The sequence below is a fragment of the Aquimarina sp. 2-A2 genome, from assembly GCF_045505135.1.
Taxonomy (GTDB): domain Bacteria; phylum Bacteroidota; class Bacteroidia; order Flavobacteriales; family Flavobacteriaceae; genus Aquimarina; species Aquimarina intermedia.
In genome coordinates, this window is the sequence record NZ_JBJKFI010000001.1 from 178,180 (window position 1) to 204,900 (window position 26,721).

23 protein-coding genes and 1 tRNA gene are annotated in these 26,721 nt (G+C 36.9%); 14 read left to right on the forward strand and 10 right to left on the reverse strand.

What is annotated here, in order from left to right:
• Positions 1-81: 81 nt before the first annotated feature.
• The 4 genes from ACJRPK_RS00790 to ACJRPK_RS00805 all read right to left on the reverse strand — a co-directional run bounded on the left by ACJRPK_RS00790 (position 82) and on the right by ACJRPK_RS00805 (position 6,263).
• Complete coding sequence (locus ACJRPK_RS00790; RefSeq protein ID WP_407137980.1) at positions 82-1,038, reverse strand: hypothetical protein; 957 nt, start codon at positions 1,036-1,038, stop codon at positions 82-84.
• A 410-nt stretch (positions 1,039-1,448) separates the two neighbouring features.
• Positions 1,449-3,911, reverse strand: a complete 2,463-nt coding sequence (locus ACJRPK_RS00795; RefSeq protein WP_407137981.1) for a ribonucleoside-diphosphate reductase subunit alpha — start codon at positions 3,909-3,911, stop codon at positions 1,449-1,451.
• A gap of 284 nt (positions 3,912-4,195) precedes the next feature.
• Complete coding sequence (locus ACJRPK_RS00800) at positions 4,196-5,173, reverse strand: ribonucleotide-diphosphate reductase subunit beta (RefSeq protein WP_407137982.1); 978 nt, start codon at positions 5,171-5,173, stop codon at positions 4,196-4,198.
• 517 nt (positions 5,174-5,690) lie between these two features.
• Complete coding sequence (locus tag ACJRPK_RS00805) at positions 5,691-6,263, reverse strand: DUF3109 family protein (protein ID WP_407137983.1); 573 nt, start codon at positions 6,261-6,263, stop codon at positions 5,691-5,693.
• Between the two features lie 160 nt (positions 6,264-6,423).
• On the opposite strand from ACJRPK_RS00805, the gene ACJRPK_RS00810 reads away from it, so the two are divergent.
• Both ACJRPK_RS00810 and ACJRPK_RS00815 read left to right on the forward strand, forming a co-directional pair.
• Positions 6,424-6,999, forward strand: coding sequence for a MarC family protein (locus tag ACJRPK_RS00810; RefSeq protein ID WP_148781722.1), 576 nt, complete (start codon positions 6,424-6,426; stop codon positions 6,997-6,999).
• A complete protein-coding gene (locus ACJRPK_RS00815; RefSeq protein ID WP_148781723.1) occupies positions 7,000-7,194 on the forward strand; it encodes a hypothetical protein in 195 nt (64 codons plus the stop codon).
• 14 nt (positions 7,195-7,208) lie between these two features.
• Here the strand turns inward: ACJRPK_RS00815 and ACJRPK_RS00820 are convergent, their stop codons facing one another.
• Genes ACJRPK_RS00820 through ACJRPK_RS00835 form a run of 4 tightly spaced genes read right to left on the reverse strand, consistent with a single transcriptional unit; the run spans position 7,209 to position 10,193 of the window.
• Positions 7,209-7,514, reverse strand: a complete 306-nt coding sequence (locus ACJRPK_RS00820; protein WP_407137984.1) for a hypothetical protein — start codon at positions 7,512-7,514, stop codon at positions 7,209-7,211.
• Positions 7,515-7,516: 2 nt separating this feature from the next.
• Positions 7,517-9,124, reverse strand: a complete 1,608-nt coding sequence (locus ACJRPK_RS00825; RefSeq protein WP_407137985.1) for a S41 family peptidase — start codon at positions 9,122-9,124, stop codon at positions 7,517-7,519.
• Positions 9,117-9,548, reverse strand: coding sequence for a dCMP deaminase family protein (locus tag ACJRPK_RS00830; protein WP_148781725.1), 432 nt, complete (start codon positions 9,546-9,548; stop codon positions 9,117-9,119). Before ACJRPK_RS00830 ends, ACJRPK_RS00825 begins: the two co-directional genes overlap by 8 nt.
• 60 nt (positions 9,549-9,608) lie before the next feature.
• Positions 9,609-10,193, reverse strand: coding sequence for a HupE/UreJ family protein (locus tag ACJRPK_RS00835; RefSeq protein WP_407137986.1), 585 nt, complete (start codon positions 10,191-10,193; stop codon positions 9,609-9,611).
• Positions 10,194-11,066: 873 nt separating this feature from the next.
• On the opposite strand from ACJRPK_RS00835, the gene ACJRPK_RS00840 reads away from it, so the two are divergent.
• From ACJRPK_RS00840 to ACJRPK_RS00870, 7 genes are all read left to right on the forward strand, one after another.
• Complete coding sequence (locus tag ACJRPK_RS00840; RefSeq protein ID WP_407137987.1) at positions 11,067-14,066, forward strand: SusC/RagA family TonB-linked outer membrane protein; 3,000 nt, start codon at positions 11,067-11,069, stop codon at positions 14,064-14,066.
• Positions 14,067-14,077: 11 nt separating this feature from the next.
• Positions 14,078-15,421: a RagB/SusD family nutrient uptake outer membrane protein gene (locus ACJRPK_RS00845; protein ID WP_407137988.1), complete on the forward strand. Its 1,344-nt coding sequence runs from the start codon at positions 14,078-14,080 to the stop codon at positions 15,419-15,421.
• A 15-nt stretch (positions 15,422-15,436) separates the two neighbouring features.
• Positions 15,437-16,393 carry an isoaspartyl peptidase/L-asparaginase family protein gene (locus tag ACJRPK_RS00850; RefSeq protein ID WP_407137989.1) on the forward strand — a complete coding sequence of 319 codons (957 nt, stop codon included), beginning with the start codon at positions 15,437-15,439 and terminating at the stop codon, positions 16,391-16,393.
• A complete protein-coding gene (locus tag ACJRPK_RS00855; RefSeq protein ID WP_407137990.1) occupies positions 16,390-17,286 on the forward strand; it encodes a cyanophycinase in 897 nt (298 codons plus the stop codon). Before ACJRPK_RS00850 ends, ACJRPK_RS00855 begins: the two co-directional genes overlap by 4 nt.
• A gap of 9 nt (positions 17,287-17,295) precedes the next feature.
• Complete coding sequence (locus ACJRPK_RS00860; protein WP_407137991.1) at positions 17,296-18,684, forward strand: YfcC family protein; 1,389 nt, start codon at positions 17,296-17,298, stop codon at positions 18,682-18,684.
• Between the two features lie 18 nt (positions 18,685-18,702).
• Positions 18,703-19,782, forward strand: a complete 1,080-nt coding sequence (locus ACJRPK_RS00865) for a cyanophycinase (protein ID WP_407137992.1) — start codon at positions 18,703-18,705, stop codon at positions 19,780-19,782.
• A 136-nt stretch (positions 19,783-19,918) separates the two neighbouring features.
• The gene (locus tag ACJRPK_RS00870) at positions 19,919-21,001 is read left to right on the forward strand and encodes a cyanophycinase (RefSeq protein WP_407137993.1); all 1,083 of its coding nucleotides are present in this window, start codon (positions 19,919-19,921) and stop codon (positions 20,999-21,001) included.
• A gap of 77 nt (positions 21,002-21,078) precedes the next feature.
• Here the strand turns inward: ACJRPK_RS00870 and ACJRPK_RS00875 are convergent.
• Both ACJRPK_RS00875 and ACJRPK_RS00880 read right to left on the reverse strand, forming a co-directional pair.
• Positions 21,079-21,160, reverse strand: a tRNA-Leu gene (locus tag ACJRPK_RS00875).
• Positions 21,161-21,164: 4 nt separating this feature from the next.
• Positions 21,165-21,416 (reverse strand): GIY-YIG nuclease family protein, encoded by a 252-nt coding sequence (locus tag ACJRPK_RS00880; RefSeq protein ID WP_407137994.1) that lies wholly within the window; start codon positions 21,414-21,416, stop codon positions 21,165-21,167.
• Between the two features lie 234 nt (positions 21,417-21,650).
• Between ACJRPK_RS00880 and ACJRPK_RS00885 the strand changes: the two genes are divergently transcribed.
• From ACJRPK_RS00885 to ACJRPK_RS00905, 5 genes are all read left to right on the forward strand, one after another.
• Positions 21,651-22,592: a ribose-phosphate pyrophosphokinase gene (locus ACJRPK_RS00885; RefSeq protein WP_407137995.1), complete on the forward strand. Its 942-nt coding sequence runs from the start codon at positions 21,651-21,653 to the stop codon at positions 22,590-22,592.
• Between the two features lie 25 nt (positions 22,593-22,617).
• Complete coding sequence (locus ACJRPK_RS00890; RefSeq protein ID WP_407137996.1) at positions 22,618-23,235, forward strand: 50S ribosomal protein L25/general stress protein Ctc; 618 nt, start codon at positions 22,618-22,620, stop codon at positions 23,233-23,235.
• Between the two features lie 275 nt (positions 23,236-23,510).
• Complete coding sequence (gene pth / locus ACJRPK_RS00895) at positions 23,511-24,077, forward strand: aminoacyl-tRNA hydrolase (protein WP_407137997.1); 567 nt, start codon at positions 23,511-23,513, stop codon at positions 24,075-24,077.
• A gap of 105 nt (positions 24,078-24,182) precedes the next feature.
• Positions 24,183-25,115, forward strand: a complete 933-nt coding sequence (locus ACJRPK_RS00900) for a bifunctional riboflavin kinase/FAD synthetase (RefSeq protein ID WP_407137998.1) — start codon at positions 24,183-24,185, stop codon at positions 25,113-25,115.
• Positions 25,112-26,431 carry an HTTM domain-containing protein gene (locus ACJRPK_RS00905; RefSeq protein WP_407137999.1) on the forward strand — a complete coding sequence of 440 codons (1,320 nt, stop codon included), beginning with the start codon at positions 25,112-25,114 and terminating at the stop codon, positions 26,429-26,431. Before ACJRPK_RS00900 ends, ACJRPK_RS00905 begins: the two co-directional genes overlap by 4 nt.
• Positions 26,432-26,721 lie beyond the last annotated feature (290 nt).

Sequence of the window (26,721 nt, forward strand, 5' to 3'; positions counted from 1 at the left end):
ATTGATAAAAGGGGTTTTTAAAAGTATTAAAAAAAGGGAAGCTTTCATAAGAAAACTCCCCTTTCCAATTAAATTACCTCCTTAAGCTACCTCATTAATATCATCAAAAGATGAATTTTCAATATTATTTATACATATGAAACTTGCCTTCACTAAAGTTTCTAAATCTACTTCTCCATTGACAATATCAACCAATCGCGAAACATCCATATTAGACCTTATTTTAGATTTGTCCTTTACGTGAAATGTTTTAGTAATTTTATCTAAAGTGAGAATAAATGATATTTCATCATATTCTTCAGAATTACCTAGAAAAGATATTTTATCAAACTCTTTATACTGTTCCATAAACACTTTTTTTAATTCATTCTTCAAAATCGAAGTATTAGAATGTTTATTAAATCTAGCAACATGCTCCTCTTGATTAATTCTAGCCTTCTCAAGTGCATTAAGATAAACAGTATCATCAAAAACTAATGGCTTTTGCCTAATTAGCCTAATCTCTTTTAATTCACCCTGAGTCATCATTTTATTAAGATACTTATAGTTAGGAGCATTTTCTATTTTTAAATTAAAATCCATGTATCCAGCCTTTTTCAAAAACATATTAAGAGTGCTCTCTACTATAGTTTTAACAGCAAAATTTTCTTTTTTTTGAATGCATAGATACCCATACTTTGAACCTTTTGGAATATGAAACATTGAAAATAGTTCTCTACTTTGCAAATCCATTCTTGAAGCACTATACTTTAAGGAATTTGTTACCCCGTCCTTAACTTTAAACTCATCTCCTGTGTATCCAGGTTCAAAATTAACCGCGATATATCTTTTATTTAAATCCACTATGGGTAATCTCGATAAAGTAAAGGTCCTTGGTCTTCCCTTACTATCAGAATATCTATAGATATCTGACAGCGTATAATTACAGAAATCTTGTATTACTTCCAAAAAATCTGTTTCGCTATTAAAGCGATTTAAAACTTGACTCTCCTTCTTGTTGTTTTCAATACTCAACCTGTATATATTAATTATAACCATTGTTCTTTTTTTACTTATTAACAATACACAAAAATCTTATTTTCAGACAAGTAACCCACTTGCTAACAACATTTATGTGTTTTTTGTAAAAACTTTTAACTTGGATAGAAGATACTTATTGATTACATTTGAAGAATCAAATAATAAGGAGAAGAGATAGTCTCAAATCTTCGAAAATACTTAATATTAAATCGCCGGCTAGCATTTTTTATTAAGACCAAGATTAAAAGAAAAGGGGATATTTTATTCCCTTTTTTGGTTTTTCTAGTTTTACATCCCTGTTAAATTACTACTTCATAAGGTTGTTTATATATTTATAATTTTGTTGTTTATAAATTAATTGCTTATGTTTTAAAAAAGGGAAGTTTTACGAAGAAAACTCCCCTTTTCAGAATCTAAAACATGTAACCTTATGATCCACACATCAGGCAATCATCGCCTTCTGCTTCTTTGGATTGTGCTATAATCGCTCTTAATTCTTCCGGACTTAGCGCGGTACCTTCTGGCGCAACCGCCTCTGGTGCCGGGCTTGGCTTTGCCACTTGAGCTTCTAGAACTTGCGCGGCATTGGCAGCTACCTTTTCTGCTTGCGGTACTTGAGCAACTTCTTTTTTCAACGTAAACTTAATAGCATCTACGGCTGACTTTGTTCTTAGGTAGTACATTCCCGTCTTAAGACCACTCTTCCATGCATAGAAATGCATTGAAGTTAGTTTGGACATCGTAGCGCCTTCCATAAATAAGTTGAGCGACTGTGACTGATCGATAAAATATCCTCTGTGACGTGACATATCGATAATATCTTTCATACTCAACTCCCATACTGTTTTGTATAATTCTTTAAGATCCTGTGGTATGATATCTATATTTTGTATCGATCCATTAGCACGCATAATCGCATCTTTCACATCGTCACTCCATAAATTTAACTTAACAAGATCCTCTAACAAGTGCTTATTAACAACGATAAACTCCCCTGATAACACTCGACGCGTATAAATGTTACTTGTATACGGTTCAAAGGCTTCATTATTCCCTAATATTTGAGAAGTAGAGGCTGTTGGCATTGGTGCTACTAATAAAGAGTTGCGTACTCCGTTTTCTGACACTTTTTTACGTAATCCATCCCAGTCCCAACGACCGCTTAATTCTTCATCTTTAATATTCCACAAATTATGCTGGAACTCTCCTCTTGATATCGGAGACCCTTCATAGCTTTGATACGGTCCGTCGATTTTAGCTTCTTCCATAGAGGCCGTCACCGCTGCAAAATATAGTGTTTCAAAAATCTCCTGATTCAATTTTTTGGCCTCATCACTGGTAAATGGCATACGTAATTGGATAAAAGTATCCGCAAGACCTTGTACCCCCAGTCCAATAGGACGGTGACGCACATTAGAGTTTTCTGCTTCTTTAACCGGATAGTAATTACGATCTATGACGCGGTTTAAGTTTTTGGTTACTCGTTTAGTGATTTTAAAAAGCTCTTTGTGATCAAACGCTCCATTTTTCACAAACATTGGCAATGCTATAGAAGCTAGGTTACATACAGCCACCTCATCAGGACTTGTGTACTCTAAAATCTCTGTACACAGGTTTGAGGAGCGTATCGTTCCCAAATTTTGTTGATTTGATTTACGGTTTGCCGCATCTTTATACAACATATACGGTGTACCCGTCTCAATTTGAGATTCTAAAATTTTCTCCCAAAGTTCACGTGCCTTGATGGTTCTGCGTCCTTTACCTTCTGCTTCAAATCTCAGATATTTCTCTTCAAATTCATCACTATGCACATCAAAGAGACCCGGGCATTCATTAGGACACATCAGCGTCCATTCTGCATCCTCTTGCACGCGTTTCATAAATAGATCCGGTATCCACATGGCATAGAATAAGTCTCTTGCTCGCATTTCTTCTTTACCATGATTCTTTTTAAGGTCCAGGAAATCAAAAATATCTGCATGCCATGGCTCCACGTAAATTGCAAAAGATCCTTTACGTTTCCCACCACCTTGATCCACGTATCTGGCCGTGTCATTAAAAACACGTAACATCGGCACCACACCATTAGACGTACCATTGGTTCCTGCTATGTATGATCCTGTTGCACGTACATTATGTATTGACAATCCAATACCTCCCGCTGATTGCGAGATTTTAGCTGTTTGCTTTAAGGTATCATAAATACCATCAATACTATCATCCTGCATGGTTAATAAGAAACATGATGACATTTGTGGCTTTGGTGTTCCGGCATTAAAAAGTGTTGGCGTAGCGTGGGTAAAGTATTTTTTGGACATTAACTCATACGTCTCAATAGCTGCATCAAGATCATTAAGGTGGATCCCAATAGATACACGCATCAACATATGCTGTGGACGTTCGGCAATTTTACCGTTTATTTTGAGCAGATACGAACGTTCCAGTGTTTTAAAACCAAAATAATCGTACCCAAAATCTCTATTATAAATAATAGTAGAATCTAATTTTTCTTTGTTTTTCTGCACCACTTCGTAGACATCATCTGCAATTAAGGGCGCTTTTTTATTGGTACGAGGATTTACATATTCATACAGATCTGTAACTACTTCAGAAAAAGTCTTTTTGGTATTTTTATGAAGATTAGAAACAGAAATTCTCGCTGCTAACTTTGCATAATCCGGATGGGTAATGGTCATCGTTGCGGCAATCTCTGCTGCCAGATTATCAAGTTCGCTCGTAGTGACTCCATCATACAATCCTTCGATAACTCGCATAGCTACCTTGACCGGATCAACCAACGGGTTAAGTCCATAACAAAGTTTTCTTACCCTTGCGGTAATCTTGTCAAACATAATGGGTTCTTTGCGACCGTCTCTTTTAATTACATACATACTACGTGGTGGTTTTAAGTTCTTCCCTTAAAAAGAACATGCTACTAATTTGTGTTATTATTCGTACAGTCTGCCGGATATAATCCTGATGATATAGCGTCCTTCCCCAAGTGACTACACACTATATCGTCAAAAGTATTTCTTATTAATACATAAGCAGAGCTGCCCCTTTTTATTAAAATCTTAAAGTCTTTGGTAGACGTATCAAACTGAGCTAGCCTTATTAAACATAGGCACTAGTCATGACTAGCTCAGAATGAATATATTGTTTGATAAGTTACGGACTAAAAATCTGCGTCAAAACTTATCTTACTATCCTCGTTATCTTTATTAAGCACTCCGGCTTTTTGGTATTCTGACACTCGTTTCTCAAAGAAATTAGTCTTTCCCTGAAGCGAGATCATATCCATAAAATCAAATGGATTCGAAGTTCCGTATTCCTTTTCGCACTCTAGCTCAACTAACAATCTATCGGTAACAAATTCCAGATACTGTGTCATCAATTTTGCATTCATCCCGATTAAACTTACTGGAAGTGACTCCGTAATAAATTCACGTTCTATTGTAAGTGCGTCGATGATAATTTCTCGGATACGTTCTTTTGGCACTTTGTTTACTAAATGATGATTGTGTAAGTGTACAGCAAAATCACAATGTACACCCTCATCTCTGGAAATTAGCTCATTAGAGAATGTAAGTCCGGGCATTAAGCCTCTTTTTTTCAGCCAGAAGATCGAACAGAAAGCCCCGGAAAAGAAAATTCCCTCTACCGCTGCAAATGCAATTAAACGCTCAGCAAAAGAATCAGATTCAATCCATTTTAGGGCCCAATCCGCCTTCTTCTTTATAGCAGGAAAATTATCAATTGCTTTAAACAGCATATCTTTTTCCTTCTCGTCTTTGACATAGGTGTCAATTAACAGAGAATAAGTTTCAGAATGGATGTTCTCCATCATAATTTGAAAACCGTAAAAGAATTTTGCCTCACTATACTGTACTTCGTTCACGAAGTTTTCTGCCAAATTTTCATTAACGATTCCATCAGATGCTGCAAAGAATGCCAAAATATGTTTTATAAAATAACGTTCGTCATCTGTAAGTTTTGACGACCAGTCTGTAATATCCTGATGCAGATCAATTTCTTCTGCGGTCCAAAAGCTCGCTTCAGACTTCTTATACCAATCCCAAATATCATGGTGCTTAATTGGAAAAATTACAAATCGGTCTTTATTTTCTTGCAAAATTGGCTCTTCAACATTCATCGTGATCCGTTTTATTTTTTGTAGTGATTTTTGTTTCGCTCGTCTTTTACAAAGATCAAAAATAAGATGAGATTTACCCCCAAAAATTCACAAACGTTTTCAACAAAGTTTTCAACATGGGTTTATTAAGCAAAGCTGTGCAAACCCCCAATAGAAAGGATGCAACCTATTGAAATTCATATAATTATACTATAAAAAAACCTTTGAACATTTAACACCAAAAATTTGCAATAACCCCTAATTTTACACTTGCTAAGCCATTTTTCTACTTATAAACAACAAAGGGAATTCCCAAGCTCTTTTACGGAGAAACCGTAAGAAAAATTACGTCAATTTTGACCCTAAATGTTCTTTTGAAATAAAAAACAACCTATTCAGCCAGGCAAAATGTTCTCAAAAAAGGACAGAAAGTAATGACTCCATACAACACCAATTATTTACAAAAAAAACACCCTTTACTTAACTAAGTGAAGGGTGTCAAAATCTTACATTATTTTACAATAAAATGAAGTAAAAGTTACTTTTTTTTATGCTGATCTGCCACTTTTTCAAGCTCGGCATACCAATCTTCTCCAAATTTTCTAACTAGAGCAGCCTTAACAAACTTATAAACCGGTACCTGAAGCTCTTTGCCTAACGTACAAGCATCATCACAAATTTCCCACTTATGATAATTAACCGCCGCAAACTCAGAATAATCCTGCACTCTTATTGGATACAAGTGACAAGAAACCGGTTTTTTCCAATCTACTTCTCCTTGATTATAAGCCTCTTCGATAGCACAGAGCGCGGTGCCTTTTTCATCAAAAATCACATAAGCACAGTCCGCGCCATTAATTAACGGAGTTTCCCATTCACCATCCGTACCTTTGACAAAAATACCCTGCGACTCAATCGCAGCTACACCTTCTGGACGCAAATATGATTTAATTACCGGATAAATTTTTTCTAAAATTTTTGTCTCATCTTCTTCTAGTGGTGCACCAGCTTCACCGTCAATACAACATGCGCCTTTACAGGCTGACAGATTACACACAAAATCTTTTTCTATAATCTCTTCTGAGATAATGGTTTTTCCTAATTGAAACATGGCGCGAAGATACTAGTTTTTCTAAATTGAATCCTACAAAAACATCTTTCCAAATCACACTTGCATACCCTTTTTTTGTCTAAACTTGTTATTTTGCAAATTTGCCCTACATTTATATCGTATTAACCTATACTTTTGCAGGAATAAAAAACAGTCGCCTATGTTTTCTTTTGACTTTAGAGAAATTTTTACCGCTAGCATGATTCTGTTTGCGGTTATTGATATAATAGGAAGTATTCCCATTATCATAGACCTAAGAAAAAAAGTAGGTCATATCCAAAGTGAGAAAGCAAGTATTGTGGCCTGTATACTTATGATAGTTTTTCTATTTCTGGGAAAAGAAATTCTAAATCTTATCGGGATTGATGTAAACTCTTTTGCCGTCGCAGGATCCTTTATTCTCTTTTTTATTGCTTTGGAGATGATTCTAGGTATCCAATTGTATCGTGATGACGCGCCTGAAACAGCTGCCGTAGTTCCTTTGGCATTCCCATTGATTGCTGGAGCAGGTACGATGACTTCTTTACTTTCGCTTAGATCAGAATTTCAGACTGTAAATATCATTGTCGCCATCATCGTAAACATTATCTTTGTATATATTGTTTTGAAGTCATCCGGCCGAATTGAACGCGTATTGGGAAAACAAGGTATCAATGTTATTCGTAAAATATTTGGTGTGATTTTATTAGCGATAGCTGTAAAGTTATTTACCGCAAACATTAAAGACTTATTCTAAATGAAAATTTTCATCTATATTCTCATTGTTCTTGGTATTGCTCTTATGAGCTATAATATAACACTGCTGGACACAAGTAACATTTTTGAAGGGGACAGTAAAACTGCTTTAATTGGAGTCATTGCTCCAGCTTGTGCAATATTGCTCTTGCTTATTCTGCTTACCTCAAAAAAAATCAACGACAAGCGTAAATAAAACATCCGCTGTTCTTACAGCAAGGTAACACACATCAAGATTGTTATAGGTATTGAAATCAACATCAAAGCAATAAAAGCGGAGTGAAGTCTTCTAAAAATTAAAGCTTTCTGCAAGGCTTTTTTGAGTTTAGGATTATGAGTTTTATCCAATTGTTCACGTATCAAATCTGCTGATACATACGAAGAGTCTACCAAAATTTCGTGATCAAGAAACATGGATGCGCTATTATCCAGTAGCCGGCAAGCGACAGCAAGAATAAAAAAGAAAATAGGCGAACATATCGCAATCGGGATGAGGTACTCGTTCCACAACACCATACCTACTCCTTCTGGTCGTTATGAGAAAGGGTTAATACTCGTTCGATCATAGCATCATTTTTATTCAATATTTTCTCAAATACGTTGGTTCCAAATAATTGTTCTGCCATAGTTGCTTTCAAATATCGTTTTAACGGTTCTGCAAACTCCGATGCATTCATTTGTATATCCCGTCTTCTCGCAAATAACAGAAAACCATCCACAAATTCATCATCTACTATAGTACTATTTTTAAACTCTGATAATGAAAGTTTATTGTATGTCGCTCTTTTTTCATCCAAAGCCTCAAATACATAACGCCCAATGAATCCTGAACGCAGCATATAATTCAAGGTCTCTCCTACTCTCGTACTATCTTTAGCCACAAAATGATCAGGAATGATACCTCCACCGCCGTAGACAATCGTTCCTTTTGGTGTTTTAAACTTTAAAGAATCGGCTACCTGAATACTATCAACACTTTGTAACTCCCCGTTTTTATAACGCTCCAGATATTCATTAAAATACGCTTTATTACCATTTCCATAAGGTTTTTGAATAGATCTTCCGGTAGGTGTATAATATCTTGAAATTGTTAACCTAACCGCACTCCCGTCGCCTAACGACATCTCGCGTTGCACAAGCCCTTTTCCATAAGACCTGCGACCGATAATAGTACCCCGATCATTATCCTGTATAGCTCCCGCCAAAATTTCACTGGCCGAAGCGGAATTTTCATTTATCAAAACGCTAATCTTTCCTTCCTGAAAACTACCTCTTCCTGTGGCATAATTTTTCTCGACGGCTCCTTTTTTATTTTTGGTAAACATGATTAAAGTTTCTTCTTCCAAAAATTCATCAGCGATTCGCAAAGCCGGTGTGATAAAACCGCCCCCATTATCCCGCAAATCCAAAACCAGCTCACTCATTTCAGCTTTCAATAAGACGTTGAGAGACTTCTTAAATTCTTTATAGGTAGTTTCAGCAAACCGATTTATCTTAATATACCCAATCTTATCGGTCAACATATAGGAGGCATCTACACTTTTGATAGGTACTTTTCCTCGTTTTACTACAACATCGAAGACTCCCTTTCCTTTTCTAAAAACCTTTAGTTGTACTTGGCTATTTAATGCACCTTTCAATTTGCCTGCCAGTTCGTCTCGCAACAGATTTTCACCAAACAGCGTATCTTGATCCGCCATCAAAATACGATCCCCTGCCTTGATACCTGACTTCTCACTTGGCCCGCCTTTAATAGTGTTTATAACAGATATAGTATCTCTATAAGGATAGTAACTCACTCCAATACCTATAAAATCCCCTTGCATACTTTCGGTTACACCTTCTAACTCTTCGGGGGAGATGTACACGGAATGAGGGTCTAAATTTTCTAAAATACGATTCACGGTCACATCGACAATACTGTCGGTATTGATTTCATCAACATATTCATAATCGATGTAATCAATCAACCGATTGAGTTTTTCTTTTTTTACATTCGAAGAAAATAAAGTATCTGATTGATCCTGAAAGTTAAGTTTACTCCCAAGAAAAACTCCGGCTCCCATCGCTAATCCGATCCAAAAAGGTATATATTTTTTTGAAGTTCCCATCTTCCTTCTACTCATCTAAGTCTACTATCTGTTCTATGATAACTCCCGCCTTTTCTAAAAACCGTAATCCGGCATCATCTTTATATCCGTATTGGTATACAATTCTCTTGATCCCAGCCTGATGAATCAACTTACTACACTCTTTACAAGGTGACAACGTGATGTATAAGGTCGCCCCTTTACAAGATTGTGTTGAGGACGCTACTTTTGATATCGCATTGGCCTCAGCGTGTAAGACATACCATTTTGTATAGCCCGCTTCATCTTCACATGGATTTTCAAAACCGGTAGGGGTTCCATTAAAGCCATCAGAAATTATCATCCTATCTTTTACAATAACCGCACCAACTTTTTTACGTTCACAATGGGATAATTTACCCCATTCTCTGGCGATACGTAAATATGCCTTGTCATACTTAAGCTGTTTTTGATTTGGCATCCTTAATTTATCATGATAATATAATTACATTTCATTTTTGACTATTAAGATATTAAAAATCTACCAAATTCTGGCATTGAATATCATCGGCAAAACTAAACCAATAACAATTGAAGAAATCACCAAAATCCAGTCTCTTCTTGAAAATCTGAAGATTGTCTGAAATATAAAACTAATAATTAAAACCAGTAACACTACCACAATCTGAGCCGCTTCAATTCCAAGAGCAAATTCTAAAAGTGGTAACAATTTTGATCCTGTATTAGAACTGATTGCTTTAAAATAACTTGAAAAACCTAAGCCATGGATTAATCCAAAAAATATAGTAGTACCATATAAAATTCCGGCTTTTGCATTTTTTGAGGAATTACTTGCTGTAAATAATGTAAACAATGCGGCTGCAAGGATAGTCACAGGAATCAGAAACTCTATCATATCAGAGTTCACAGAGATCACATCATAGGCCGCCATAAACAAGGACAGAGTATGCCCCAGTGTAAAGAAGGTAACTAATAGTAAAATGCGCTTCCAGCTATCAAAGGTATACGCGACGGTAAGCACTATTAAAAATAGAATGTGGTCATAGGCATTCCAATCCAGTACGTGGTTAAAACCAAGCTTAAGATATAACCAAAATTCGGACATAGTATTTAGGTTTTGAATTTATGCTAAAATACAATTTTATGGATTCAACGCAGAACTGCGCTGTAAATTCTTCTAAAAAAATAATACGAATCCAAAATTCCGGATCCTCTTACGCTACCAGATTAAAAAAATAAGCAACATACTCATTGGAAAGTTTTTTAAGCTTACTTATCAAGTTAATACAATGCCATAAGTTACAAGGAAATGAACGTACTGTAGACTGCCTAACAACCCCTACTTAATTGAATCAAGTACATCACTGCATTTCAGTATTATATTTTAACGAACCATTGACTGAAGACTGAATATAAAAAAGATCTATTAATTAAAATAGTTCTCATAAAACATCACAAAGTGCCTGGGAGATATAAAAAATGGAGATAATGAAAAACAGCTTTTTAAAAAATTTCTTCTATTTAGTTAAAATCTTGCGTTTTTTTTATTTTTAAATAAAAATTGATATATTTATTCCGATAAATTAACACCTGTTACTTTGATTCTTGATCAAAAATATAGAAGCATTTTTTGCAAACCACTAACATTAAGAGGGCTTCAGCCTATTTTTGATTGTTAAATATATACCTTTCTAATTAGCCCATTTTTTATCGGCTGATTTCTTTTCACCTATCTTATTGGATATTTCTTTCTCAAAGATTTAAGAATTTTAAAAAATACAATCGTTCATTCGCAAATGAATTTAAAGTATACCACATATACAGATGTATATTGTAAGTCTCTAACATTAATGGGACTACAACCTATTTTTGATTGCTAATCAATCACTTCAGCAAATTTATACCCATAGGATTCACTTTGGGCATCACACTTTTTATTCTATCAAATCATTTTATACTAACTATAATTATTTCACATATGAAGTTAGCGAGTCGTTTAGTTATTTTAACTACACTCTTTGTGTTAGGATTCTCATCTTATGCGCAAAAAGCAATTACCGGCACAGTCGTGTCCGAAAAAACACAGGAACCCCTAATTGGAGCAACCGTATTAGTTCCAGGCACAAATACAGGTGCTGTAACAGATTTCGATGGTAAATTCTCATTAGAAATACCTGCATCTGAGAATACCATTCAAGTCTCCTATCTTGGATACGAAACAGCAACCCTGCAATTAGATGAACAAACCGAGTATACAGTTGCCTTAAAAATTGGAGACATGTTGGACGAAGTCATTGTGGTTGGATATGGCACCCAGTCCATACGAGATGTAAGTTCTAGTATTCAAACAATAAAAACAAAGGATATTTCAAAAATACCTTCTGCCAGTTTTGAAAATGCTTTACAAGGACAAACACCGGGAGTGAATATTGCATCGTCATCAGCTACTCCAGGATCTGCGGTTAATATTAATATACGAGGAATTTCCTCTATCTCAGCAAGTAGTCAACCCCTATTTATTGTTGATGGAGTGCCACTAGTCTCACGAAATAACTCTGCACTTAACAACAACATTCAACCTGTTAACCCATTGGCAGATATTAATCCTAACGATATTGAATCGATCTCTATTTTAAAAGATGCTGCTGCAGCCTCAATCTATGGTTCAAGAGGTGCTAACGGGGTTATATTAATTACAACCAAACGGGGACAAGCAGGAAAAACTACTTTTAACGCGGGGTATTACACAGGTATTTCAACCATTTCGAACACCCCAGATCTAGTAGATAGTAAACAATTCAAAACGTTTTTCAATACAGCGGCTCAGTTTGATGGTCTTGGTTCAAACTATTTTGACTTCATAGACACTTCTAACGGCGTGAATACAGATATTTTCGATGAAATTTTCAGAACCGGCTTGACACAAAATCTAGATGTTAGCGCTAGTGGGGGAACCGAAAAAACCAAATTTTATATTAGCGGAAACTTTTACGATCAGGAAGGCATACAACTAGGTCAGGGTTTTAAGCGTTTAAGTGGTAGATTAAATCTGGATCACCGCATTGATGATAAATTTAAACTGGGAACTACAGTTTTTGTAAACCGAAGCAATCATCAAAGAACTGTCAACGAGAATGATGAATACGGTGTCATCATAAATGCTCAGGGTTGGGATCCCACTGCTCCGATTAGAGATCCCTCGGGAGCGTATACAAATCCTTTTGACTTCAATACTTGGTGGCCTTTAGAGAACCCTGTATATATTGCTGAAAATTACATCAATGAATCTCAAAGCACGAGATTACAAGCATCTGCTTTTCTTGAATATAAGTTAGTGCCAAATCTAAAATTTAGATCAGCTTTTTCTACAGAATATTCAAATTTTGTAGAGGAATCTTTTGTCCCTGTAGGATCCAACAAAGCCGTGAAAGGAGAAGCTATTTTTGCCACGTATGAGGAGACTACTTGGCAAATTGAAAACACGTTAAACTATGACAAACTATTTGTAGACAAACATGCGGTAGGTTTGACCGGGGGATGGACCATCCAAGAGACTAAAGCTTTTTTTTCTGATCAGGAAGGAGTGGGTTTTGCAACGAATAATACGAGTAGTATCTCTGCCGCTGCAACTATCACAGGCAGCACTACGGGTAAAAATCAATTTGGGCTGCAATCATTTTTTGGAAGAGCTAATTACACATACGACAGTCGATATATATTTTCTTTTACCGTACGAGCTGATGGATCATCTCGTTTTGGCGAGGATAATCAGTATGGATATTTCCCTTCGGGATCCGTTGCCTGGAGGATTAATAAAGAGAATTTTTTTACAATTGATGAAATTTCAAATCTAAAAGTCAGAGCAAGTTACGGAATAACAGGAAACCAAGAAATTCCCTCAAATTGGGTAGGCACTTATACTCTAAATGCCGATTATAATGGTACTCCCGGGATTGCACCCAATCGATTAGAAAATTCGGATTTGGGTTGGGAAAAAACCAAACAACTCAATGTTGGTTTGAACTTGGGTTTTCTTAATGATCGAATAACTTTAACAGCTGATTATTTTAAAAAACAAACCGAAGATCTTTTATTGAGTGCAGATGTCTCAGGGCTCACCGGTTTTAGCTCAGTCTTTCAGAATATTGGAGAAATTGAAAATTCCGGTTTGGAGTTTAGCTTAAATGCTACCGTGATCAACGGGAAAAAATTGAAATGGAATACCGGAATTAACATTTCTTTCTTAGAGAATAAAATTAATAAACTACAAAACAACGGAGAGCTCATAGGCCGCAATCATATCCTACAAGAAGGAGAATCTGTAAGCACATTATACTTAATAGAATATATAGGCGTCGATCCTCAAAACGGGGATGCTCTGTTTGAAGATATTAATAATGACGGCATTATTGATTTTGATGATCGTCAAATTGTAGGCAGTGCTTTACCTGATTATTTTGGCGGTTGGATAAACACACTTACATATAAAGGAATTTCGCTAACAGCAAACTTTCAGTTTTCTGGAGGTAATAAAATATTCAATCAAAGCCGTCATGCATATGAAAATTTCGGCTTTACCAGAAGCGGTATACCTTATGGAAATATAAGTGAGCGAGTTTACAACAACTATTGGAGAGAACCCGGACAGGTTACAGATGTACCTCGACCATCAACAGAAAGCGGACAGTTACAACGTTTTAGCACTCAATTTTTAGAAGATGGAGATTTTATACGACTCAAAACATTACGCTTAGGATATGCAATCCCCACTAATATTGTAAACTCTTTAGGATTAAACAATCTTTCCTTGTATGTGCAAGGTCAAAATTTATTTACAATTACTGATTATTTAGGTTTTGACCCAGAAGTTTCAACAAATACATCAAGCCAGCAGGATCTAAATATTTTACAGGGAGAGGATTTTGGTACTTTAGGACAGGCACGAACGATCACTATTGGTTTAAACACAACATTTTAACACACACTATAATGAAAAAAATAAGTTTTTGTTTTATCATACTCTTCGCCATCACCTTTTATAGTTGTGACGAAGTACTTGAAGTAGAATTAGATGATGAAATTCGCTCTACGCAAGCTATAACTGATATAATTTCACTAAAATCTGCGGTTACAGGACTATATGACATGTTACAAAGCGGAACCTATTATGGGGGTGAGTTTATATTGGCACAAGCACTAACCGGAGGCATTGCAGATGCTACAGGTTTTAGAGAACGTTATGCACAACTGGACAATGCAAGAGTACCAACTTCTAGCGCATACACAGAGAGCAATTGGGTAGACACATACGCTTTGGTCAATGCCAGTAATTTGATATTAGAAAAAATTGATGTGTTAGGTTTAGAGGACCTTGATTCAAAAGGTAGTGCTTTATTCTTCAGAGCGCTGGGTCATTTTGATGCACTAAGACAATTCGGTGAGTTTACGGATAGTAATTCTGAATTTGGCATCCCGATATCGACAAGTTTTGTAGACTCTAAAACAGCATCCACAATTAGCAGATCAACGGTAGCTTTGTCCTATCAACAAATTGTCTCAGATCTTAAGGAAGCTATCACCCTCTTAAATTATGACAGTGACAAATTTTTAGTTTCAAAAGGTGCCGCAGAAGCATTATTAGCCAGAGTATATCTATATCAAGGAAATTATGCGCTTGCAGAACAACTTGCCACATCGGTAATAAACAATAGTGACTACGATCTAAATTCTGACTATAACGATATTTATGATGAAGAAGGTTCTCTGGAAGCGATTTTTGAACTTCAATTTTTGGAGACCGATGGCAATAATCTCACCGCACTACTGTCAACTTCTCCTCCAGAAATTTCCGCTAACTTTTCAGATTTCTTTCAACCAATGGATGAAGATGGAGATCCAAGGAGTTTTAAATTTTATGACAGTGGTAATGTTGTTTACGTAGATAAATATGGAACTCTTGACAGTGACCTTAAAGGAAACGCCGTTATATTGAAATTATCTGAAATGTACTTGGTTCGTTCTGAAGCCAGAGCACGCAGAAACCCAACCAATCTAAGCCCTGCAATCGAGGATCTAAATACAGTTAGAACCCGATCGTTACCTACTCAACCCATACTTGTAACCGACATCAATAATTTTGATGCTTTTGTGGATGTTCTATTAGAAGAACGTTCACGAGAATTAGCTTTTGAAGGACATCGCTGGTTTGACATAGTACGATTGCAGCGAGCAACTACAATTTTAGGAATAGAAGCATTTAGAGCCGTCTATCCAATTCCCCAAAGGGAGATAGCTATTTCTAATGGTGTTATAGCACAAAATCCAGGATATTAAATATTAAACCAAAATATGTCAACTACAAAAACATTTTCCCTGTGTATTCATGGTGGTGCAGGAGTTATTAATAAAGAAAACCTATCGGATAAGGAGAAGGAATTAATTGTCAAAGATCTTAATCTAAGTTTATCTGCTGGCAAAGAGATATTATCTAAAGGAGGAACAGCCTCTGATGCAGCTTGTGCAGCTGTTGTAAGGCTTGAGAATAGCGTCCATTTTAATGCGGGTAAGGGAGCAGTATTTTCAAGGAGCGGTCAACATTTTTTAGAAGCTTCTATTATGGACGGTCATACCCTAAAAGCCGGAGCTTTAGCCAATAGCCGCTCCATTAAAAATCCCATCGAATTTGCCAAAACACTTATGCATAGAGATGATATAGTTATGCTATCGGGTACTGCTGCAGATAATATGGCGAATCAACTAAAACATGAATTAGTTGAAAACAACTATTTTGACACTTCTTTCAGAAAAAATCAGTGGGAAACAGCCAAAAGCCTTTCTGAGAATGCAATATTTTTAGATCATTCTAATTTGAAAATGGGTACCGTAGGAGCCGTCGCTATTGATCAGAACGGGCATCTGGCAGCCGCAACCTCTACCGGAGGAATGACAAATAAAATTGACGGAAGAATCGGGGATACCGCCATCATTGGTTGTGGCACATATGCTAACAGCATTTGTGCTGTTTCCTGTACAGGAATCGGGGAGTACTTTATTAGAACTACCATTGCTTCTTTGGTCGCTAATCTAATGGAATACGGAGGCTTATCACTTGAAGAAGCTACCCATAAAGCAATTCATGAACATCAAGCAATGCTAGGAGGAGAAGGTGGTTTGATTGCCATTGATAATCAGGGTCACATCGCAATGCCATATAACTCTCAAGGAATGTACAGAGGCTTAGTCAATGAACTTGATGACTCACAGAAAGTATATATTTGGAATACTGATGAAAACGCTTTAAAATGAAAAAATTAAATAATATTATTGTTTTGACCATGTTCACATATTTATTAATTTCATGTGACTCAAGACCCTCCCAAAAGGAAATACAGCTCGATGATAAACAAAATCAAACTATAGCTAATTACGAGAAAGGAAAATTATTTATCATAGGCGGGGGTAAGAGACCTGTAAAATTAATACAGGAATTAATAACAACAAGTGGTTTGGACAAGGAAAACTATGCCGTTATTCTTCCAATGGCTAGCAAAGAACCGGATTCTGCAATTTTTTATGCCGCTAAACAATTTACGGATTTAGAAATAGACCCGCAAAAAATCAAGGGATATCCCTATAAAAGTGGATATAAATCTATAGAGTGGAGCAAAATTATAAAAAATGCAGGATTAATTTACATTACCGGTGGAGACCAAAAACGATTCATGGATGCGGTAATAAACACTCCCCTATACGATGCAATACATGATGCTTTTCAGAATGGAGCGACTATTGCCGGTACTAGTGCGGGTGCAGCAATTATGGGTAAAAAAATGATTACTGGTAATGAATATAAACATTCTGAGTACACAGGTGATTTCAAAACTATTGAAGCAGACAATATCGAAATTGCAGAAGGCGTAGGCTTATTGAAAAATGTGATTGTCGACCAACATTTTATTAAAAGAATGCGAATGAATCGTTTAATGGCTGTTGCTATTGAACACCCCGAACACCTAGCCATTGGTATTGACGAGTCTACCGCAATCCTTATACAGAATAAAAAGGCCAGAGTTATTGGGGTTTCTCAAGTGATTCTTCTGAGAAATTCAAACCACAGTTTCAAAGAAAACAATGGATTGCTCGGTGCCCATAAAATGCAAATTGACATCATGCTGCCAGGAGACACATTTAACCTTTAAAATATCAGGATGAAGTTATTTAAAAAATTACCCGACACCATAACTATAATTCTGAGTATAAGTGTTGTTTTTATTATCATGACTTGGTTAATTCCGGCAGGAGAATTTGATAGAGAAATAAAAGATGGCAAAGAGGTCGTTGTAGCCGGTACCTACAAATCGGTAGCACCACAACCACAAGGATTAGGAGCACTGTTGACAGCTCCTATCAAAGGATTTTCATCTGCCGCTTTAGTAATTGCATTTGTTTTTTTGGTTGGGGGCGCTTTTTCTGTTATCAATTATACCGGAGCAATCAATGCCGGATTATATAGTACTATAAAATTTAGTCAACAACAACCTATCTACAAGAAATTCATTATTCCAGGAGTCACCGCTCTATTTTCACTGGCAGGTGCCACGTTTGGAATGAGCGAAGAAATATTAGTTTTTATTTTAATAACCAATCCGCTGGCAAAAGCTTTGGGATACGATGCGATTGTTGGAGCTGCAATTCCGATTATAGGCACGGGCGTAGGCTTTGCTGGCGCATTTACAAATCCTTTTACCATTGGTATTGCACAGGGTATTGCTGAAATTCCCATTTTTAGCGGAATAGAATATAGATGCCTTGTTTGGTTCATCCTTACATCAATAGCTTGCTTTGCAATTTCACATTATGCCTTCAAAATTGAGAAATCTCCTGAAAAAAGTCTGTTGTATGGTCTTCAAAATGAAGAAACGAAAGACTACATCAAAGAAGAAATCCCAGCATTGACAACTGGAAGAAAATTAGTTCTTTTAACCTTTGCACTATCCATCATTGTTTTAATTTATGGTGTCAACAATCATGAATGGTATATCAATGAAATCGCAGGCTTATTTATAGCGCTTGCGATAATAGCCGCAATGCTATGCCAACTATCTATTTCAAAAACTGTGGAGGTTTTTATACAGGGATCCAAGGATATGATGACGGCCGCCTTAGTTATTGGTCTGGCAAAAGGTCTGTTAGTCATCGCTCAGGATGGTAAAATCATAGATACTCTTCTAAATACTGTCGCAGTAATTGCCAAGGGATCTCCAAAATATATTTCAGTTGAAGTAATGCTAATATTTCAGAGCAGCTTGAATTTCTTTATCCCTTCTGGATCAGGACAAGCAGCATTGACCATGCCAATAATGGCCCCTTTGAGCGACCTTTTAGGAATAAGTCGTCAGGTCGCAGTATTGGCGTTTCAAATGGGTGATGGTTTAACAAACACAATTGTACCAACAAGTGGTGTGACAATGGGAGCTTTGTCCATAGCCAAAGTACCATATGACAAATGGCTAAAGTGGGCGCTTCCTGTTATTATTGTATTGGGTATAGTATCAATGATTCTTTTACTCCCTCCCCTATTTTTATTTGAGTGGTAATTCTTAAAATTTAAGTATATGAAAAATATAATATTGCTTTTACTGGTAGTGCAGTTTGCATGTTCTTCAAATGACGAGAATACAGGTCCGGACAGCTCAGAAAACACTGACAATCCAGTTCCTGTACAAAGATCATTCAATTCCTATAAAACAGGTAATACTGTAGATAAGGAAACGAATCCCGTTGGCGGAATTTGCCTTATGGGAGGAGCGTCTGAAAATGACCAGGCTATGAAGTGGTTTTTAGAAAGAGCCGATGGAGGCGACATTTTAGTACTGCGGGCATCTGGCGCTGATGGTTATAACAACTACATGTATTCTGAATTAGGTGTATCTGTCAATTCGGTCGAAACCATAGTAGTAAAAAGTGCAGAAGCAAGTGATGAAAGTTACATTCATGAACAAATAAAAAGCGCCGAGGCTATCTGGTTTGCAGGAGGAGATCAATGGGATTACATATCGTTTTGGAGAGACACAGCCATAGCCAGTCTTATAAACGATGCCATAACCACCAGAAAAATTGTGATTGGCGGAACCAGCGCAGGCATGGCTATACAAGGTGCCTATTATTTTACAGCTAAAAACGGAACTATTACTTCGACAACTGCACTTAACGACCCGTATGACAAAGCTATGACCATAGATTCTAAAAGTTTTATAAAAAATTCTTATCTCTCCGACGTGATTACCGACACCCATTACGATAATCCGGATAGAAAAGGAAGGCATGTAACATTTTTAGCGCGAATATTAAAGGATACAGGCTTTCGTATAAAGGGCATAGCATGTGATGAATCCACCGCAGTTTGCATTGATGAATTAGGGCTGGCCAGAATTTATGGAGACCACCCTTCTTATGATGATAATGCATACTTTATTCAAACGAACCCAGATTTACAAAATGTATTACCGGAAAACTGCTCGGCCGGAAATCCCTTGGATTGGAATTTGAATGGCACAGCGATCAAAGTATACAAAGTCGTAGGCACTAGTGAAGGCACCAATTCTTTTAATCTCAATGATTGGGAAACGGGCGAGGGTGGCGTCTGGGAAAATTGGTCTGTAAATAAAGGTGAATTGTCGTTTAACCAACTCTAGTAATAAAATTAATTTCAATAGTATGCATATTGGCATTGCTGTGGAATGCTAAAGGAAGATCAATCAAACAGTGTCTCGACAACAAATAATAATGAGTAAGGAATCACTTTTTACACATAACTAAATACAACTCAAAATGAAAAGATTTCAAAACATTTCGCCACTTTTCTTTGCCTTAATTTGTTTGCTGTTTTCTTCCTGTGACAAAGAAGAAGACCAATTAAATGATTCGATCAAAGAACAGGTAACCAATGAAAATCAAAGTAAAAACCTGACAACAACACTGGCTTCTGCATCAATTGGCATTATAGGAGATCCTAACGATGTCACTACCTCAACATCAGCCGGAACCCTATTAATGGGTGGTAGTGTAGATGTTGACGAGGCTATGCTTTGGATGCTTGGCAAATCAGGAGGAGGAGATATTGTAATCCTGCGTGCTACAGGAACCGATGCATACAACCAATATCTTTTTGATTTAGGTAATGTAAACTCTGTAGAAACTTTACTTATCAATTCGAGAACAAAAGCAAATGATGCAACTGTCGAGACAACGATACGTAATGCTGAGGCTGTTTTTATTGCAGGAGGAGATCAATATGATTACGTTAGTTACTGGAAAGATACAAAAGTAGAAAGTGCTTTAAACTATCTAAGAAATAGTAAAAAAGTAGTCATAGGAGGTACTAGTGCAGGATGTGCAATACAGGGTGGAATTTATTTTGATGCAGAAAAGGGAACTGTAAGCTCACGAGAAGCTTTGAGAGATCCATATAATCCTTACCTAACCTTACAAAAACATAATTTTATCGACAATCCTTTTTTAAGAGATGTAATTACAGATACGCATTACGATAATCCTGATAGAAGGGGAAGACATATTACATTTTTAGCCCGCATCAATAATGATTGGGGAATTAATGGTAAAGGTATCGGTCTTGATGAACAAACGGCTGTATGCATTGATGCAAATGGCAAAGCCAGAGTTTTTGGGTATGGTTATGCTTTTTTCTTAAATCAACATGCATCTGGACCAGAGAGATGTGCTCCTAAAAAATCATTAGATTGGTATAGAAACAAAAGAGCTGTAAAAGTATATAAAGTTATAGCAAATCTTTCAGGAAGTAATTATTTATGGTTAGACACCTGGAGTAATGGTACTGGCGGAGATTGGCAATTTTTCTTTGTAGACAGAGGAAGACTAAAGATATCTTATTAACCATAGACCAAAAGAACAATTGATAATAAGTTTTCATAAAAAAACCCTCTGCAAAAAACAGAGGGTTTTAATCGAAGTACTCGAGGTGGGAATCGAACCCACACTCCCGAAAGAACTGGATTTTGAATCCAGCGCGTCTACCAATTCCGCCACTCGAGCTTAACTAACTTATATTTTTATTCCTATACTGTCTTAGTTGTTCTTTACCAACACCAGACTTCCAATATTTTTCTCTCTTTCGAGCTGCTACTCTATCACTACACTCTTCGGTATAAATTAACCGAAAAGGGGCATAAAACCTTGTTGTTCTTTCTCTCCCGGAATTATGACGTTTCAAACGTTCATCCAAATCGGCCGTCATTCCTACGTAAATATAGTTCTTTTCTATACTAGAAATCGCATAAACCAAGATCATTTACTCAAAAAATTATATACAAGCGCGCCTGCATGTCGGCAGCAGGCCTGTCTACCGACAGGTAGATCTACCAATTCCGCCACTCGAGCATTAATGGATGGCAAAATTAATAAAATATTCCATTTTCACCATTAAATATCTAACAATTTACCGCTAGAGTTGAAATAAATTTCTAAATTTGCACCTTGTTTTGAAAAAGCACACGTTAATCGATTATTAAACAATAGTTTATCTATGTCAACCGCAGTTACAGAAGCAAAGTTTTTTGCTTGTAATCAAAGTACCGAACTTGCCGAAAAAATTGTTTCCATTTATGGCGCTACGTTAGGAAAAGTAATAACCTCTACCTATAGTGACGGAGAGTTTCAACCTTCATTCGAAGAATCTGTGCGAGGATCGAGAGTATTTATCATTGGATCCACACATCCTAACTCAGACCATTTAATGGAAATGTTGTTAATGCTGGACGCTGCTAAACGAGCTTCTGCAAGACACATTACTGCTGTACTCCCCTATTACGGTTGGGCCAGACAAGATCGTAAAGACAAACCTCGTGTGCCAATTGCCGCAAAACTTGTTGCCAAAATGTTGGAAACAGCCGGTGCAACCCGTATCATTACCATGGATTTACATGCAGATCAGATTCAAGGATTTTTTGAAAAACCTGTAGATCACCTTTTTGCGTCTACTGTATTTTTACCCTACTTACAATCGCTAAATTTGCAAAATTTGACGATTGCATCTCCGGATATGGGAGGTTCAAAGCGAGCTTACGCCTACTCTAAGGCATTGGCAAGTGATGTAGTAATTTGCTATAAGCAGCGCGCTAAAGCCAACGTAATTTCTCATATGGAATTAATTGGTGATGTTACCGGTAAAAATGTAGTATTAGTTGATGATATGGTAGACACTGCCGGTACATTGACCAAGGCCGCTGATCTTATGATGGAGCGAGGTGCCTTAAGCGTAAGAGCTATATGCACACACCCGATTCTATCAGGTGACGCTTATACAAAAATCGAAAACTCAAGATTGCAAGAATTAATTGTTACTGATTCAATTCCTTTAAAACAATCTTGTGAAAAAATTAGAGTCGTTAGCTGTGCTAATTTGTTTGCCGATGTTATGCACCGTGTTCATAACAATGAGTCGATAAGCTCTAAATTTATAATGTAATTAATAACTCGTAATATAAATTAAAATGAAATCATTAACAATCAATGCATCTCAAAGAGAAAGCGTAGGTAAAAAATCAACAAAAGCCATACGTAATGCTGGACAGGTACCTTGTGTAGTTTACGGTGGAGACACTGTTACACACTTTGCGGCTCCAGAATTAGCTTTCAAAGATCTAGTGTACACTCCAGACGTTCATACCGTGGTAATTGCGTTGGATAATGGGACAAAAATTAACGCAATCCTTCAGGATATTCAATTTCACCCTGTAACTGATAGAATTTTACATATCGATTTCGTTGAAATTTTTGATGATAAGCCAATTACTATCGAACTTCCATTTAGAACTACCGGAAACTCAAGAGGTGTTCGTAACGGTGGAGTTTTACGTTTTAACTTAAGACGTATCAAAGTAAAAGGATTAGCATCAAACTTACCTGATGTTATCGAAGGAGATATCACTAACTTAAAAATCGGAAATAAATTATATGTTACCGATGTAGCGAGTGATGATTTTACTATTCTTCACCCGGACAATACAGTAATCTGTATGGTTAAAACATCTCGTAATGTTGTTGAAGACGAAGAGGAAGAAGAAGAAGGAGAAACTCCAGCTGCAGAAGCTCCGGCTGCTGAAGCATAATTCTTATATCCAAACAAATCAAAAGCATTCTGATTCATTTTCAGAATGCTTTTTTTATTTTTACCATTTGATAAGTGTGTAGGACGTGACCCAAAAGGGTCGGGCTATCCACTTTTACTCCTCAGTTATGCACTTTTGTAAAATGCAAAAGCTCATTCTTTGCGGGGTAATCGCTGCTATCCCTCACGCAAAAAAGAAACTGTATGCCTTCGTTAATTACGAAATTCTTGAAAAACTATTTTCGCAAGAGCGAGATCAAAAATTTAGATGATCCAATGAAAAAATTTCTCATCGCAGGATTGGGCAATATAGGGCCCAAATATGATAACACTCGTCATAATATAGGTTTCAAAGTATTAGACACATTGGCCAGAGAAGAAAAATTAACTTTTGAAACTCAAAAACTTGGAGATATAGCTACCTACAAATATAAGGGTAGAACACTTATTTTACTCAAACCTAATACGTATATGAACCTTAGTGGTAAAGCGGTACGTTATTGGTTAGAAAAAGAAAAAGTACCCGTAGAAAACCTGCTGGTGGTAACCGACGATCTTAACCTGGATTTTGGGCTGTTACGTTTAAAAGGTAAAGGCAGTGCAGGGGGCCATAATGGGCTTAAGGATATAGAAGCGCAGCTTAACACCTCAAACTATGCCCGTTTTCGATTTGGTGTAGGTGCGAGCTTCGGCAGAGGCAGGCAAGTTGATTATGTTTTGGGAGAGTGGAACACAGAGGAAGCTGCAGCATTACCAGAGCGCATCGACAAAACCATACAAGCCATACAATCATTCGCCACTGCTGGTCTTGGCAACACCATGTCTAGCTTTAACGGAAAATAATGGAGAAGTCTCCGCACAATTGATTAATTTTACCATGAAACAGAAAGCACATAAGACGATCTTATAACAGCTTCCTCTTTATGGATCATATATAACCTATTGCAGTTGAAAAGGTATACAGATGCCAATACATACAATAATGAAACATCTTCGGTAGTCACCATTGGTACTTTTGACGGAGTTCATATTGGGCATAAAAAAATAATAGAACGTTTAGTCGACGCAGCCAAGCATAACGGGTTGGAATCTGTGATTCTTACATTTTTTCCACACCCCCGAATGGTCTTGCAGCAAGACTCTAATATCAAATTGATCAATACCATTGATGAACGTATTCAGATATTGGAGAGTACGGGACTCGATAATTTGGTCATTCATCCATTTACCAGAGAGTTCTCCAGACTAACAGCAGGTGAGTATGTCGAGAAATTACTGGTTAAGAAATTAAAAGCGCGACATGTCATCATAGGCTACGATCATCGCTTTGGCCGCAATCGCAATTCTGACATTACTGATTTGGCAACCTTTGGTATGCAGAATAATTTTACTGTTGAAGAAATATCCAAACAAGATATTGATGATGTAGCAGTAAGCTCCACCAAGATTCGACAAGCTCTTAATAATGGAGATATTGCCAAAGCCAACAAATATCTTGGATACAACTTTATGCTCACCGGCAAAATTGTACGAGGCAAAGCGTTAGGTCGTAAATTAGAATATCCCACAGCTAATTTAGTTATTGAAGAGTCATATAAACTTATCCCAAAGCAGGGTGTTTATATTGTACAGTCCAAAATCGACGAAAAATTATATTTTGGCATGATGAATATCGGGACAAATCCTACGGTGAATGGTACCCACCAAACTATTGAAACCCACTTCTTTGATGCCACCTTCAATCTTTATGAAAAGAAAATTCAGATAGAACTCCTCCATCGCATCCGCGAGGAAAAAAAATTCGGTTCTCTCGAGGAGCTAAAAACTGCTATGCAGGAAGATGAGGATTTTGCGAGAGATTTTATAAACGATATGTTATGATTAATCGTTGGTTGTTCACCCAAATAGACAACAGTTCTCTGATTGTTTTTAGGGTGATTTTTGGGTTTTTAATCATGCTCGAAGCTGTTGGTGCCATTTTTACCGGCTGGATCCAGCGAACACTTATCGCTCCTAAATTCACCTTTAACTTTATTGGTTTAGATTTCCTACAACCGCTGCCCGGTGATGGTATGTATTATTATTATGCCGTTTTAGGTGTTTTTGGGTTTTTGGTTATGATCGGTTACAAGTACCGTTGGAGCATGGCAGGCTACACCATTTTATGGGCGGGAGTTTATTTTATGCAAAAAACCTCCTACAACAACCACTACTATCTCTTGCTATTACTTTGTTTGATGATGCTGGCATTACCCGCAGCCGATTATTTTTCTGTTGACAGCAGACAACATCCTGAGAAGCAAAAAACCTATATGCCGCGTTGGTGCGTACTCATCATCATCGCTCAATTATGGATTGTGTATACGTATGCTTCGGTTGCAAAACTATATCCTGACTGGCTGGATGGTACCGTTCCTAAAAATCTAATGGCAGCCAGAGCCTATTACCCGATTATTGGTGAGTGGTTACAAGCAAGCTGGGTGCGTTATTGTATTGCGTATACTGGTATTCTTTTTGACCTACTAGTCATCCCCTTGCTATTATGGCGTCGAACACGCTTTGCTATTTTTATCATTAGTATCTTTTTTCATATGTTTAACTCGATTGTTTTTCAAATTGGGATATTTCCATATTTATCACTTGGTTTTACCGTCTTTTTCTTTTCGAAAGAACGTATTCACCGCTTATTTATGAAGAGAAAACCTTTTTACACTGCCAATGAAATTAAAATTCCGAGATACAACAAAGCTCTGATAGCAGTGTTGTCGGTTTGGCTAGTGATACAAATTGCATTACCAGTACGCCATTGGTTTATACCGGGAGATGTATTGTGGACCGAAGAAGGGCATCGTTTGAGCTGGCGTATGATGTTGCGCGGTCGCTCGGGGCTGACGCACTTCTATGTGGTGGATAAAAATGATCCTGAAGGCAAACGAGAGCGTGTCGATAAAAATCTGTTTCTGTCAAAAAAACAGCTACGTACTGTGGCCAGTAAACCCGATGCTATGTGGCAGTTTGCGCAACGCGTCAAAGCTGCATACGCAACTCAGGGTCGCGACGTGGCGGTGTATGTCGATAGCGAGATCTCTATCAACGGCAAAGCCCGTAAAAAGTTTATTGATCCAGAGGTGGATCTTGCCAGTGTCCCCTGGAACTGTTTTACAACCAATCCGTGGATTATAAAATATGAGGAGTAAATTTTCAACATATCCATTTATTTCTCAAATGCATAAGCCGAAAAGCTTTGCATACAAGTCTAACTTTTAAATAATTTAACAGTATGATATACTTCAAAATTCGTAAGGATAGTTCACCATATAAAGTATAGTCTAGACAATAATTTTAAATACCTTCTTAAATTGATCAAACATTTCCTTTAACATAATCCCGGTGTATATTATCTTTTTCTTTTTGGTTTCTTAAACCCCCACTTTTCTTTACATTTGCTTTTTTCATCGCGATAGGGATAGCAACAGCATCCTTTTTA

Bases quoted from the DNA above. Each gene is read 5' to 3' on its own strand.
- ACJRPK_RS00905 (WP_407137999.1), top strand. From the start codon at position 25,112: ATGATTAATCGTTGGTTGTTCACCCAAATAGACAACAGTTCTCTGATT.
- ACJRPK_RS00830 (WP_148781725.1), bottom strand. From the start codon at position 9,548: ATGCCAAATCAAAAACAGCTTAAGTATGACAAGGCATATTTACGTATC.
- ACJRPK_RS00795 (WP_407137981.1), bottom strand. From the start codon at position 3,911: ATGTATGTAATTAAAAGAGACGGTCGCAAAGAACCCATTATGTTTGAC.
- ACJRPK_RS00890 (WP_407137996.1), top strand. From the start codon at position 22,618: ATGAAATCATTAACAATCAATGCATCTCAAAGAGAAAGCGTAGGTAAA.
- ACJRPK_RS00870 (WP_407137993.1), top strand. From the start codon at position 19,919: ATGAAAAGATTTCAAAACATTTCGCCACTTTTCTTTGCCTTAATTTGT.
- ACJRPK_RS00860 (WP_407137991.1), top strand. From the start codon at position 17,296: ATGAAGTTATTTAAAAAATTACCCGACACCATAACTATAATTCTGAGT.
- ACJRPK_RS00865 (WP_407137992.1), top strand. From the start codon at position 18,703: ATGAAAAATATAATATTGCTTTTACTGGTAGTGCAGTTTGCATGTTCT.
- ACJRPK_RS00855 (WP_407137990.1), top strand. From the start codon at position 16,390: ATGAAAAAATTAAATAATATTATTGTTTTGACCATGTTCACATATTTA.
- ACJRPK_RS00790 (WP_407137980.1), bottom strand. From the start codon at position 1,038: ATGGTTATAATTAATATATACAGGTTGAGTATTGAAAACAACAAGAAG.
- ACJRPK_RS00840 (WP_407137987.1), top strand. From the start codon at position 11,067: ATGAAGTTAGCGAGTCGTTTAGTTATTTTAACTACACTCTTTGTGTTA.
- ACJRPK_RS00845 (WP_407137988.1), top strand. From the start codon at position 14,078: ATGAAAAAAATAAGTTTTTGTTTTATCATACTCTTCGCCATCACCTTT.
- ACJRPK_RS00820 (WP_407137984.1), bottom strand. From the start codon at position 7,514: ATGGTGTTGTGGAACGAGTACCTCATCCCGATTGCGATATGTTCGCCT.
- ACJRPK_RS00885 (WP_407137995.1), top strand. From the start codon at position 21,651: ATGTCAACCGCAGTTACAGAAGCAAAGTTTTTTGCTTGTAATCAAAGT.
- ACJRPK_RS00850 (WP_407137989.1), top strand. From the start codon at position 15,437: ATGTCAACTACAAAAACATTTTCCCTGTGTATTCATGGTGGTGCAGGA.
- ACJRPK_RS00815 (WP_148781723.1), top strand. From the start codon at position 7,000: ATGAAAATTTTCATCTATATTCTCATTGTTCTTGGTATTGCTCTTATG.
- ACJRPK_RS00805 (WP_407137983.1), bottom strand. From the start codon at position 6,263: ATGTTTCAATTAGGAAAAACCATTATCTCAGAAGAGATTATAGAAAAA.
- ACJRPK_RS00835 (WP_407137986.1), bottom strand. From the start codon at position 10,193: ATGTCCGAATTTTGGTTATATCTTAAGCTTGGTTTTAACCACGTACTG.
- pth (WP_407137997.1), top strand. From the start codon at position 23,511: ATGAAAAAATTTCTCATCGCAGGATTGGGCAATATAGGGCCCAAATAT.
- ACJRPK_RS00810 (WP_148781722.1), top strand. From the start codon at position 6,424: ATGTTTTCTTTTGACTTTAGAGAAATTTTTACCGCTAGCATGATTCTG.
- ACJRPK_RS00800 (WP_407137982.1), bottom strand. From the start codon at position 5,173: ATGAATGTTGAAGAGCCAATTTTGCAAGAAAATAAAGACCGATTTGTA.
- ACJRPK_RS00825 (WP_407137985.1), bottom strand. From the start codon at position 9,124: ATGAGTAGAAGGAAGATGGGAACTTCAAAAAAATATATACCTTTTTGG.
- ACJRPK_RS00880 (WP_407137994.1), bottom strand. From the start codon at position 21,416: ATGATCTTGGTTTATGCGATTTCTAGTATAGAAAAGAACTATATTTAC.